Genomic DNA, 11,883 nt, shown 5'->3' with positions numbered 1-11,883 from the left:
CCCGTTGAAATGGGTCAAAATGGCGCTGGGATACTTCCGAAAGTAATCGAATCGTTAGTTAATAGTAGATCGAAGACTCTCGCTGCGGACATTTCCGCCCTCCTGGTGTCCTGACGGCAGGCTGAGCGCGATTCCTCCGCCATTTCACGCTTTACGCGCTCAAGACGGGCAGCTCCCCGCAGACAGACGCCCACAATCGACTTTTCCCCAGCACCAGATTGGCTAGACCCAACAGGATGAAGCGTTGTGCCGAAATCTCGCCCGAGCCATTGCTGCGACCCTTGCGATTGCGGTGACTAGAATCAGTCTTCCCCTATGCGAGGAATTGAGAGCCTACGCCAGTTCGGACAGCCTACCCAAACCATGGATTGGCGCCTCAATCCCGGCAAGCCGCAGCAGCTTCCAGAGCAACGCCTGATTGGCTGTCACCACAGGCTTTCCCGTTGCTTTCTCCAGCCTGTGAATGACAGCATGCGCCGGGAAATTGATGCAGCTAAGCAGAAGGCCATCCGCGCGCGCGTTGAAAGTCTCGCTTGCCGCTTCGAAGATCTCGTCTGCCGATGGCGTCGCCAAATCGAAAGCGGAGTTGATGCCGAGATGCACCTCGTCAACAATATGGAATCCTAGCGCCTCAAGGTAGACATGCTCCGCGGCGGCAATCTCTTGACCATACGGTGACACAAGGGACAAGCTGCGGATTCCACAAGCGCGCAGTGCACTGGCAATTGCCCCCATCGCCGTGGTGCAGGGCCGCATCGCCTGCCGTTCAAGATCGCCCTGCAGATGACGGTCGTACTCCGGGCCCTGCACGATACTGCTGGATGCGCAGGCGTAGCCAACAACCGCTGGCCTGCACGTCATGATTTGGGCCAGCGCCCGCGGACCGTCTTCGCAGTCCATTCGCTCGATCGTCGCCGGAGTCAACGCATCCGGCATCAACATTCTGGCCGTGTGTATGGTTGTCCCGGCAGGAGTCGCCTCGTGCATCCACGGCTCCGCCACCGTGTTCACGCTCGGCAGGATCAATCCTATTYGGACTGACGAATCCGGTAGTCCAGGGCGAGCGGCCTTTCCTCGTCTGGTAACAGTGGGGTGCGCTTCATGACTCATTTTGTCCTCCCAGACTCACCTGACTGGGGAAGCCATACAGATTGGCCGGATTGCTTACGAGAATCTTCTCAAACATTGCAGTATCACCGGCCCACGCCGCAAGCAAATCCACCAGCTTTCCAGCATCAGGCATCTTGCGATGCTCCAGCAAAGGGTGCGGCCAGTCGCTTCCCCAGACGCAGCGTTCAGGAGCGGCCGCGATGATCGCGCGGATCGGATCGAGCATATCGCCATGAGGGAATTCTTGGGCCGACGCGCGATATCCGGACAACTTGATCCACGCCCGCCCTGAGCGAAGCAAACGAAGCAGGCTAAGGAATTCCGGATGGGCTAGCCCCTTCGCCGGGGAGACTTGGCCCATGTGGTCGATCGCAACGTGCACGGGCAGATCCAGCAGACGCGATTCCAGCGACGGAATCCGCTCGCCCTTTACCCAAAGCTGGATATGCCAGCCAAATCGCTCAATACGCGCAGCCAACACATCCAAATGTTCAAGCGGCGTTCCGCCTGAAATTGCATTGAAACGTATCCCACGTACTCCCGCCTCGTGCATCCGCTCCAGCTCTTCGTCCGTGATGGCGGGGTCGATGACCGCGATACCCCGCGTCCTTTCCTCACCCAGCAAAGCAATAGAATCCAGAAGGCACCGGTTATCCATCCCGTAGGGACTAGCCTGAACGATCACCATGCGTCCTATGCCCACCGTATCTGCCATCTGCCGATACGATTCGACTGATGCCTCTTCCGGGTTGTACATTCTTCCTAGGGAAAGCGGATAACGCTGCCGCGGCCCGAAGATATGAAAGTGGCAATCGGTAGCATTGACGGGGACATTGACCGAAGGCGCGCTAATTTTCTCCGGCCTCGGGCTGAAAGGAATGTCTAGGGAATCTGCCGCGTCATATACCTGTTGCATGATCTTTAGTCTCCTTAAGAATACTTTCCCGCACTGACCGCCTCCGGGGCTACGGAATAGCCCGGTCAGGCCGGAGCGGCGTTGGGCGCTACCGCACCTGGCAGTGCCTGGCGAAGTCACCCTGCACGTGAGCGACAAGTTTCTGGAATGCCGACCTGAAGAGAATTTCGTAGCTGTCTCGCTCTACATATCCTATGTGGGGTGTCGCCAACACATTGCCAAGCTGCAGCAGGGAATGGTCCGCAGATATCGGCTCGCTTTCATAGACGTCGATGGCGGCCATCCCAGGCGTACCGCCTTTCAACGCAGCCGCCAGGGCACCCGGCTCGACCAGAGCCGCCCGGCTCGTATTAACGAATATTGCGCTTGGCTTCATTGCCTGCAGATCGGCGAGCTTGACGGAGTGCAGCGTTTCCTCGTTGAGCCTCAACTGAATCGTCAGCACATCACTGTTGGCGAACAGACACGCACGGCTCTCCGCGACCTTGACCCCGTCCGCCCGTGCCGCCTCCAGCGAGCGCTGCCGGCCCCACACCAGTACGGTCATACCAAAAGCTTTGGCGTAGCCACCCAGCAACTGGCCAATTCGGCCGTAGCCGAGAATGCCAAAGGTCTTGCCCCGGAGCGTTTCCCCGATGGCGGCGCCGCTGCCCTGATGCCAGCGACCCGTTCGGAGGCTATCGATATACTGAGGAAGGCGCCGATGGGCGGCCAGGACCAGTGCCCAGGTCAGCTCAGCGGCCGAATGCCCATCGGTTTTACCTTCGAGCACGTCGATCCCGCGTTCCGCGCAAGCGGTGGTATCGACATGAGCTGTGACTCCAATACCCGTAGAGCCTGTCTGCACGATCGTCTTCAATGATGGCAGCTTCGCGAGCAGCTCGCGCGTTATGCGGGTCCGCTCCCGGATCAACACAAGGTATTCCACGTCCTCAAGCTGCGCCAGCCCGGCGGCCCCTAGCGGTTGCTCGCTGATCAGGCGTATGTCCGCTGCCGGTAGCGCCGCCCTTAGCTCCCGATAGGCTGCCAGGCCGGGGACAAAACGTTCGTAGTCATCAATGATGGCGATGATTGGCTTCGGCATTGGATCCATTGGGAACCTCTCAAGAACGTGGAGGGGTGGTCTCGGCAAAACTGGGCCGGTCGACGTATAGGTCGCACCACGCGGCAAGCTCGGGGTACTCGTCGCGCCACCGGATCGCCGGGCAACGGAAAGAGACGTAGTCCAGCGCACAGGCCACCGCTATGCCGCCCAGGCTCATCTGGGACGGAAGCATAGTCGTGGAAAGCGCGGCCAGGGAACGCCTGATCGCATTCTCCCAGCGCAGCAGCCAGTGTCTTGAGGGCTCGGTATCGCTCCTGCGCGCTTCTAGGACGGAGGCCACGGCCGCGTCCATCATGCCATCGGCCAGGGCCTGGAGCCAAAGTACGCTGATCCGCGATTCCGGTTCCCGGGGAATCAGCGGCCCGACCCCGGAAAGCCCGTCCAGGTATTCGCAGATCAGTGGGCTGTCGAACAGCGAATCACTGCCGATTTGCAGGGTTGGCACCTTGGCCAGCGGATTCAGCGAGAGAAATTCGGCGCCGTTATCGTGAGGGTTCACCACGGCCTCCTCGACGCTGTCGATCAGGCCTTTCTCCCTCAGCACGATCCGGACTTTCCTCGCATAGGGCGAGCCTGGACTGTAGAGCAGTTTCATCATCGTCATGGGCGCTCAGGCGTGGATGTCGACATGCCTGGTTTCACGAAGGAACAGCACGGCGACTACCAGCGAAACGGCGACGACCATGGTGGGATACCAGAGGCCGAAATAAATATTGCCGAACTGCGCGATCAGCGCGAACGAAACAGTAGGTTGAAGCCCCCCGAACCATCCGGTGGCAATGTGATACGGCACCGAGAAAGAGCTATAGCGAATCCGCGCGGGGAACAACTCCACCAGGATTGCACCGACCACGCTATAGGTCATTGCAGCGTAGATCATCAATACCGCCAGCAGGGCAAATACCGCTGCCTTGTTGATATCCTCGGGCGCGGCGGCGTGCGGATACTGGGCCTTTGTCATACCATCCAGAACGGCGGCCTTGAACTTTTTCTCGGCCTCCTTAAGCTCCGCGGGGGCGAGCCGCGAGGCATCATATGAGGGAATCTCGAGGCTTCCAATTTTTACTAAGGCGACGGTTCCGCTGGCTGCCGGCAGCGTTTCATAGCTGGCGGCATTTTGCGCGAGGACTTGCTTCGCCACATCGCAAGAGCTCGTGAACTTCTTGGTGCCAGTCGGGTTGAACTGGAAGGAGCATTCCTGCGGGTCCGCCTGCACCACAATCGGCGCTGACTGCTGCGCGCGTTCGAGGGCCGGGTTCGCGAAGTGCGTCAAACCTCGATAAATCGGAAAGAATGTCACAGCGGCCAGCAACAACCCCGTTACCAGGATCGGCTTTCTGCCGATCTTGTCGGACAGTGAGCCAAAAACCACGAATAGCGGGCAACCGAACACCAGCGCGAACATCACGAGCATGTTCGCAGTCTTGGCGTCGACCTTGAGCGTCTGTGTGAGGAAGAACAGTGGGAAGAATTGGCAGGTGAAGTAAATGACGGTCTGGCCTGCGCACACGCCGAACAAGGCGATGAGAACCGCCCGCAAGTTCTTCCATTGGCCGAAGGCTTCGGACAGCGGCGCTTTCGAGCGGGTTCCCTCTGCCTTCATTTTCTTGAACACCGGTGATTCGTGCAACGAAAGACGAATATAGAGCGACACCAGCAGCAAGGGTAGTGAGAGCAGAAACGGCACTCGCCATCCCCATTGCTCGTACTGGTCACCCGTGGCGTAGGAGACCGAGATGACAACCACCAGCGACAGCAGCATGCCGGCGGTGCCCGTGGTCTGGATCCAGGAGGTGAACATGCCGCGCTTATTGGCCGGAGCGTGCTCGCAGACATAGATCGCAGCACCCCCGTACTCGCCCCCAATGGCTAATCCCTGCAGCATCCGCAGCGCGATGAGTAGCACCGGCGAAAGAATGCCGACCTGGTTGTAAGTGGGGAGGAGACCCGTGGCGAAGGTGGCCACACCCATCAGAACGATGGTGATGAGGAAGGTGTACTTGCGGCCGATCATATCGCCGAGCCGCCCGAACACCGCGGCCCCCAGCGGCCGCACGATAAATCCCGCGCCGAAACCAAGGAGTGCAAGGATGAATGCCGAGGTGGAATCCAGTCCCGCGAAAAATTGTTTGGCGATGATCGTGGCGACAAGGCCGTAGACGAAAAAGTCGTACCATTCGAAAACAGTACCGAGGGATGCCCCTATGACCGCCTTGCGCGCGTCGGAACCGGATAGTACTTCGGTCGACGTCGCGCTCGACACCGCACCTGTGCTGTTGCTAGCCATGCTGTCTCCACCCATATATTAGTCGGGTGCTTGCTTGCACCCTGCGGGGCCAGTGCGTGACTGGCTTACCGCTAATTTCGTCCATATCGAGATAACTCGCAATGGCATCCCGTCTATAGCAGATAGACCTTTTCGGCATAGTGCGCCTCGTGGCACATCAAATTTGGAAACAGTGAGCGCCATATCACATGGCCTTGCGCGCCAGTCTTCTATTTTGTGCTTAAGTACACAGCACAGCACTCACGAATCTGCCCGAGCTCCTCAACGCGAGCCCGAGGTTGTCAGTTTTGGGGGCGCTTACAGTTTGGTGCTAAAGGAGGAGTGACGCTCGAGAAGCTAGCCGCCGATGCGCTACTGTCATGGCCGCAACCATAGAACTCCCGAAAAAACTGATGAATGTCGATAGCGACAAGAATGGAGTTATCTCGCCAAAGGTCTTGGCGTCTATGAATGCTGTGTCGTGGCGATGGATGCTTAGCTGGGAATCAGCGGAATGCTGCAGGCTGGTGAGACCCGCCGCTCAGGTAACGCTTCCACTAGGACTTCCCCCTGCGGCCTCCGCGACTTTGATCAGTTCGTCAATGAGGGCCTTCGCGCAGCCGGGAAGCCCGTCTAAATCCCGAGCAATCACTACGCGCTCGCGTATGACCCATGGCTCGTTGAGTTCCAGGATTTCCAGCTTCATCGTCCGACGATGGCGAAGGGCCGCCGATAGCGGAAGGATATCAATGCCAACCCCGGCTTCTATCATCCGGCACATGGCCTCAAAACTACGAATCTGAATTCGAATTTGCAGTTTGCGCCGCTCGTCGCGGACGAGGTCGGTAAGGAAYGAACGCGTGAAGGGTGCTTCCTTCATGCATGCTTACATGCTCATACTCTAGTGTGTCAAGAAGCGAAACATTCGACTTTTCCATCAGAGGATGCCCCGCAGGAGTCACCAACGCCAACTTGTCCGTACTGAAATGGACGACCTCAAGACCCTCCGCGTTTAGCGGTCCGGAGATAATTCCCAAATCGGCGCTAGCGTCCAATACCCCTCGAATAATGTCTCGCGTCTGGCGCTCTTGGAGGTCCACTGTGACCGCCGGTCGCCCTGCCATAAAGTGGGCAAGCACCTCGGGCATGAATTCCGTGACTGCGGTTGTATTCGCAAAGATGCGTATATGGCCAACGGAATCCTTGGAGAATTCCTCAAAGTCGCTGCGCACGTGTTCGAACTGGCGCTCGATGACCCGCCGGAGACAAAAATGCCTTTTTCGCCCCGCGCGATAGGTTTTCTTCTTCTGCGATACGTGCAAACAGCCGAAGGTCAGCGAAATCAAAGTGCATGAGAACTCCTTCAATATAACTGTATCAAGGCGTAGGAGTGAACCCTGATTTCCCAGGCTCCGACGACATGGAGGGCAGTGATCATCAATCCAAACGACAAAGCACTCGACTGATCTGCCCGTGAACCACCGGTTGAAATGGCACTGGCTGCTGAGGGAGGCACGGCAAGGCCGCGCGTGCGCATCCGATTCCGGCACGATTGAAACGCTAGCTTAGCGGAATGAGGCCGTACTCGCGACCTGCCTCGATGGTGAGTTTCTCTATGAGAGTCTGGATCTCTTGCCTGAGAACTCGCATCCCCCTTGTGACTGGCCGGTTCGAAGCTTCTGCAAGCATGAGCCGAGTCTCCAGCACCGGGTTCTCTATCGCGACTTCGGTGACTTTCCCTTGCTGGAACTCGGTCAAGTAAGCCGGACGAGCAAGCACGGTCGACGCCAGGCCTTCAACAACCAGTTCCTTTGCCAATGCCAGCGTGTCAACTTCATAGACGACGTTTAGCGTAATGCCAGCATGTCCTGCTGCAAGTTCTAGGGTACGGCGGAGCCCGTGATTCTTGCTCGAGAGCGTCAGAGGCAATCCATCCAGATCGGCGATTGAAATAGCGTTCTTCCGCTTGTTTGGTATCTTGGCGCCTGGATGTGTTACTAGGAAAAGCCGGGCCGCGCCAATCGCGTCAACGGCAACCGTTGCCGAGCGGCGAGCATCATGCAACACAGCGATGTCGAGTCTGCCGTCCACGAGCCATTCGTGGACGTAGCCGCTGTATCCCGAGACGATATTCACACTGAGCTTGGGGTACTTCTCCTGAACTAACTTCAGGAGCCTGAGGCCCATCAGGTTACATATCGTGGGAGTCAAACCGAGGATTACGGTCCCTTGTGGAGCTTCATGTACCGACTGCAAATCTCCAGCGATTGCTTCGAGCTGCCGAACCAGAGGCTTGGCTCTGGAAAGGAGAAGCTCGCCCTCTGGGGTAAGGGATACCCCGCGGCCATGCCTGTAGAGGAGACGAACCCCGCACTCGTCTTCCAGCTTTTGTATCTGGCGCCCGAGCGCGGGCTGCGCGATTCCGAGTACTGCAGCCGCCTTCGAGAAACTTCCAAAGTCAGCCACCTGCATCAGTAGTTCCAAGCGCCGAAGGTCCATCGCGACTCCCAGATAATATCGGCATAGCTTATCACCACCTATCGTTTTTTGGGGTCCCCTCACTCCCGCCGCGTCACAATTCCGCGATCGTTTGGCACTATCTGGTGCCAGCAGGGCCGCGCTCCATACATGCGCTACACGCTAGGCGCTGTCCATCCCGACTAACCGACGGGTTGATTCATTGAACGTTTCCGATGCAAACGTACTTCTTCTCGAGGTATTCCTCAATCCCGTACATCGAGCCTTCTTTCCCAAAGCCAGACTCCTTGACGCCGCCGAAAGGCGCGACCTCCGTTGAAACAGCGCCTTCATTAATACCAACAATGCCGAAATCGAGCGCCTCGGAGATGCGTAGTGCACGATTCAGATCCTTGGTGTAAAAGTAGGCCGCCAATCCGTAGGGCGTGCCGTTTGCAATCTGGACCGCTTCGGCATCGTCTGAGAAGCGTTGTACTGCTACGACCGGCCCGAAGATCTCTTCTCGAGAGATTTCCATGTTGGAAGTCACGTCCGTCAACACTGTTGGGGCGTAGAACAACGGTCCGGCTTTGTGCTGATGGCCGCCCGCTAGCACAGTCGCGCCGCCGTCCACGGCCTCCTTGACGAGCCTGCCGACCTTGTGGATCGCCTTCTCGTCGATGAGCGGGCCGAGTTGAGATTCAGGCTCGAAGCCATCCCCCATTGTCATGCCAGACACTGCCGCGGAGAGCTTGGCAACAAACTCGTCGTGGCACGAGGTATGCACCAAGAATCGATTTGCACAGACACAAGTCTGACCTGCATTGCGGAACTTCGAGGCCATGGCGCCCACGACGGCAGCATCAAGATCGGCGTCCTCAAACACGATGAACGGAGCATTGCCGCCGAGTTCCAGAGACAGCTTCTTGACCGTTTCAGCAGCGGCGGCCATCAGCATCTTGCCGACAGGCGTGGAGCCGGTAAACGACAGTTTGCGGACCGCCGGGTTGCTCAGCAACTCTCCGCCAATCTCGGCGGCTTCTCCGGTCAGTACCGAGATTGTGCCTGGAGGAAAGCCAGCCTCTTCGGCCAGTACACAAAGCGCCAACGCAGAGAAGGGAGTCTGCTGTGCAGGTTTGAGGACAACAGTACATCCGGCTGCCAGAGCAGGACCTACCTTGCGCGTTACCATAGCCGACGGAAAATTCCAGGGTGTAATTGCCGCGCAGACACCGACGGGCTGCTTGGTTACGGAGATGCGCTGCGAGGATTTTGGCGCAAGAATCGTATCGCCATATACGCGCTTCGCTTCTTCCGCGAACCACTCGAGATAGGCAGCCGCGTAGTCGATCTCCGCGCGCGATTCGGCAAGTGGCTTGCCTTGCTCGGCGGTCATGATCACTGCAAGATCCTCTTTGTGCTCGAGCACTAGCTCGTACCATCTGCGGATCAGCGCCGCACGCTGCTTGCCCGTCAGTCGCTTGAACTCATGAAACGCGAGTTCGGCTACGCCAATGGTTTCCTTGGTCTGAGCAGCAGATATATTGGGCACATAGCCAATAACCTCTCCGGTCGATGGATTCCGAACTTCCAGGGCTTCATTCCCACAGGGATTCCACCTGCCCGCAAGGTATGCGGCTTCTCGGAAGAGATCGGGGCGAGAGAGTTTCATGTCGTATCCTTGATTTGGCTCTTGCCGCATGGCCCACGGACCAGTATTGGTCTTTCGGGCTCGGCGCAACGTTTCATCCTAGGCGGTGTGATCTGATCTACCTGCCTGCCAGGCGTGTCTCATATACAGAACCGAGCGCGGATGTTCCCTCGTTGCGCAGTTCCTACGTCGAGACCTGATTCATCTGATTTAATTGCCGGATCGTTCGACGGCCGCCACCTCCGATTTCGTGCCGGGAAGGATGGCAGAGAGGCTCGACTGCACCTCAATGAAATAGGGGCGTCGAGCATCCAGACCACGCGCAATGGCGGCGTCGATCTCTTCCAGCTTCGTGAGGCGCTCCGCCTCAACACCGAACGAACGGGCGATCCCTATGAAGTCCGGATTGCTTAGTGTCGTCCCGACGTGGCGACCCGGATAGGTCTTTTCTTGGTGCACACGAATGGAGCCATAACAATTGTTGTTAGACAGAATAAAGAGGATCGGCAGATTCCGTTCCACCGCAGCAATGATTTCATTTCCCGTCATCAGGAAGCCACCGTCCCCAACTAGGCACACGACAGTATGATCCTTCAACCGCAGTTGAGAGGCCACCGCCGACGGCGTACCATAACCCATTGCGCCGGAGAGAGGAGCCATCAGGCGCTGCGGGAAAACAAACGGGAAGTGCCGGTAGACAGGAGCTGCGAACGTGCCCGCGTCGAGACAGACAATGGTGTTCTTGGGGGCAACATTGGCAAGCCTTTCCACCACCTTTACAAAGGGTACACCGTCGCTCGCCTGGAGCAGAGGCCAAGCGGAGATTCGTTTGTGGATAGCCCCCAGATTGCCTGCCCATTCCATGCGTTCACTCGGGATCGAGGTGCACGCGCAATTTGCGAGCTGTGCCGMGAACAGTTCGGGGTCGCACAGGAGCCCAATGTCGGGAGCGAAATGAAGGCCGACTATATGCTCATCCGGATAAACGTGAACAAGGTTCTGATGGGGTTTCGGAAGCGCGGGAAACGTATAGCCCTGGCTCGTGATATCGCCAAGACGAGTACCCAGTGCGATGATCAGGTCGCTCGTCCCAAACGCTTCGATCTGGTCCTTCGGGTTGGCGAGACCCAACTCGCCAACGAACAACTGGTGCGTGCAAGGGAAAATGTCGTGCTGCCGGAAAGAGACCGCGACCGGGACATGAAACTTCTCCGCAAGATTCTGCAGCGCATGGCGCCCGGCTGGCGAATCCAACGCACCACCTGCGATAATCAGCGGACGTCTAGCGTGGTCCAGCAACGCCGCGACCTTGGCCAGGGATTCTTCTGTTGGTACCACAGCTTCGTGCCGGACTGCCTGCCAGACTGGCTGTACAACTTCCTGCTGCTGGATATCCTCCGGCACGACCATTACGACAGGACCCGGCGTGCCCGAAGTCGCAATGCGGATCGCCTTAAACGCCGCGTCCGCCAGCTTGGCCGGGTCGGTCACTTCGACCACCCACTTCGCGATTGACCCAAACATCTGCTGATAGTCGATTTCTTGAAAGGCCTCCTTTCGGAGATCCGCCTTTGGAATCTGGCCGACCACAAGGATCAGTGGTATGGCGTCCTGCTGGGCAGTGTGGACGGCAATCGATGCATTAGTGGCGCCCGGACCGCGGCTTACCATCACAACGCCAGGCCGGCGGGTCAACCGGCCATCGGCGCATGCCATGAAGCCGGCCCCGCCTTCATGCCGGCAAGTTATGACATCAATCTCCGGAAATTCATTGAGGGCATCCAGGATGCCTAGGTAGCTTTCACCGGGCACGAGAAACACCCGATCAATACCATTGGCGGCAAAGACAGAGAGCATCGAGTGGGAAGAGGTAGCGGTCTTAGTGCGTGTCATTTTTCCGTGCAGCGTGTGCTGCGTCTCCATGGAGTTGCTATGGCCTTATTCTTCTACCGATCTGGCTATCCATCAATTGGTTGGCTTTTATATCAGCTATGCTTTTTAGGCACCACTTAGATCGGAACCTTGCCAGGACATTGCCCGGGCCGTATTCCTCAACTACCTTCAGTGCTTCGGTGGCGCAGTCTCGCAGAAGCTTGGTCGATCGACATAAAGATCAAGCCAGGCCCCCAGAGAGGGATACTCCTTTCGCCACTCAATGTCCGGGCACCGAAAAGAGAGGTAGTCCAGAGCACAAGCCACGGAAATGCTGCCGAGGTTTGTATGCGAAGGGAGCCAGCGCTCCGCCAGCACCCCCACGCTACGTCGAATCGTCTCCTCCCTCCGGAGAAGCCAGGGCTGCGTATCAGTTCTTCGCGCCTCAAGAAAGAAAGCCATCGTAGCGCCCATGACTCCGTCGGCTATCGCTTGCAGCCTAAGCA

Annotated in this window: 11 protein-coding genes; all 11 read right to left on the bottom strand. The window is 57.9% G+C overall.

Annotated features, from left to right (window positions below; all coding sequences use genetic code 11):
• Nucleotides 1-333 precede the first annotated feature (333 nt).
• Nucleotides 334-987: a maleate cis-trans isomerase family protein gene (locus tag AC1DO7_RS34330; protein WP_441620396.1), complete on the bottom strand. Its 654-nt coding sequence runs from the start codon at nt 985-987 to the stop codon at nt 334-336.
• 112 nt (nt 988-1,099) lie between these two features.
• The gene (locus AC1DO7_RS34325; RefSeq protein WP_441620394.1) at nt 1,100-2,026 is read right to left on the bottom strand and encodes an amidohydrolase family protein; all 927 of its coding nucleotides are present in this window, start codon (nt 2,024-2,026) and stop codon (nt 1,100-1,102) included.
• An 88-nt stretch (nt 2,027-2,114) separates the two neighbouring features.
• Nucleotides 2,115-3,110 carry a D-2-hydroxyacid dehydrogenase family protein gene (locus AC1DO7_RS34320; protein WP_441620392.1) on the bottom strand — a complete coding sequence of 332 codons (996 nt, stop codon included), beginning with the start codon at nt 3,108-3,110 and terminating at the stop codon, nt 2,115-2,117.
• Nucleotides 3,111-3,129: 19 nt separating this feature from the next.
• The gene (locus AC1DO7_RS34315; RefSeq protein WP_441620390.1) at nt 3,130-3,735 is read right to left on the bottom strand and encodes a glutathione S-transferase N-terminal domain-containing protein; all 606 of its coding nucleotides are present in this window, start codon (nt 3,733-3,735) and stop codon (nt 3,130-3,132) included.
• A 6-nt stretch (nt 3,736-3,741) separates the two neighbouring features.
• Nucleotides 3,742-5,418, bottom strand: a complete 1,677-nt coding sequence (locus AC1DO7_RS34310; protein ID WP_441620388.1) for an MFS transporter — start codon at nt 5,416-5,418, stop codon at nt 3,742-3,744.
• 520 nt (nt 5,419-5,938) lie between these two features.
• Complete coding sequence (locus AC1DO7_RS34305; RefSeq protein ID WP_441620386.1) at nt 5,939-6,277, bottom strand: LysR substrate-binding domain-containing protein; 339 nt, start codon at nt 6,275-6,277, stop codon at nt 5,939-5,941.
• Complete coding sequence (locus tag AC1DO7_RS34300) at nt 6,189-6,545, bottom strand: LysR substrate-binding domain-containing protein (protein ID WP_477117121.1); 357 nt, start codon at nt 6,543-6,545, stop codon at nt 6,189-6,191. Before AC1DO7_RS34300 ends, AC1DO7_RS34305 begins: the two co-directional genes overlap by 89 nt.
• Nucleotides 6,546-6,957: 412 nt before the next feature.
• Complete coding sequence (locus tag AC1DO7_RS34295) at nt 6,958-7,881, bottom strand: LysR family transcriptional regulator (RefSeq protein ID WP_441620384.1); 924 nt, start codon at nt 7,879-7,881, stop codon at nt 6,958-6,960.
• 193 nt (nt 7,882-8,074) lie between these two features.
• On the bottom strand, nt 8,075-9,526 hold the full coding sequence (locus AC1DO7_RS34290) for an NAD-dependent succinate-semialdehyde dehydrogenase (RefSeq protein ID WP_441620382.1): 1,452 nt from the start codon (nt 9,524-9,526) through the stop codon (nt 8,075-8,077).
• Nucleotides 9,527-9,715: 189 nt separating this feature from the next.
• Complete coding sequence (locus AC1DO7_RS34285; protein WP_477117119.1) at nt 9,716-11,428, bottom strand: thiamine pyrophosphate-dependent enzyme; 1,713 nt, start codon at nt 11,426-11,428, stop codon at nt 9,716-9,718.
• 138 nt (nt 11,429-11,566) lie between these two features.
• Nucleotides 11,567-11,839, bottom strand: coding sequence for a glutathione S-transferase C-terminal domain-containing protein (locus tag AC1DO7_RS34280; protein ID WP_477117120.1), 273 nt, complete (start codon nt 11,837-11,839; stop codon nt 11,567-11,569).
• Between the last annotated feature and the right edge of the window lie 44 nt (nt 11,840-11,883).

It is taken from the genome of Cupriavidus sp. 05N40 (genome assembly GCF_056397305.1).
This window is presented reverse-complemented; position numbering and strand designations above follow the sequence as displayed.

Excerpts from the sequence above, each read along its gene's own strand:
- AC1DO7_RS34330 (WP_441620396.1), bottom strand. The coding sequence starts at position 987 with ATGCACGAGGCGACTCCTGCCGGGACAACCATACACACGGCCAGAATG.
- AC1DO7_RS34325 (WP_441620394.1), bottom strand. The coding sequence starts at position 2,026 with ATGCAACAGGTATATGACGCGGCAGATTCCCTAGACATTCCTTTCAGC.
- AC1DO7_RS34320 (WP_441620392.1), bottom strand. The coding sequence starts at position 3,110 with ATGCCGAAGCCAATCATCGCCATCATTGATGACTACGAACGTTTTGTC.
- AC1DO7_RS34315 (WP_441620390.1), bottom strand. The coding sequence starts at position 3,735 with ATGACGATGATGAAACTGCTCTACAGTCCAGGCTCGCCCTATGCGAGG.
- AC1DO7_RS34310 (WP_441620388.1), bottom strand. The coding sequence starts at position 5,418 with ATGGCTAGCAACAGCACAGGTGCGGTGTCGAGCGCGACGTCGACCGAA.
- AC1DO7_RS34290 (WP_441620382.1), bottom strand. The coding sequence starts at position 9,526 with ATGAAACTCTCTCGCCCCGATCTCTTCCGAGAAGCCGCATACCTTGCG.
- AC1DO7_RS34280 (WP_477117120.1), bottom strand. The coding sequence starts at position 11,839 with ATGGCTTTCTTTCTTGAGGCGCGAAGAACTGATACGCAGCCCTGGCTT.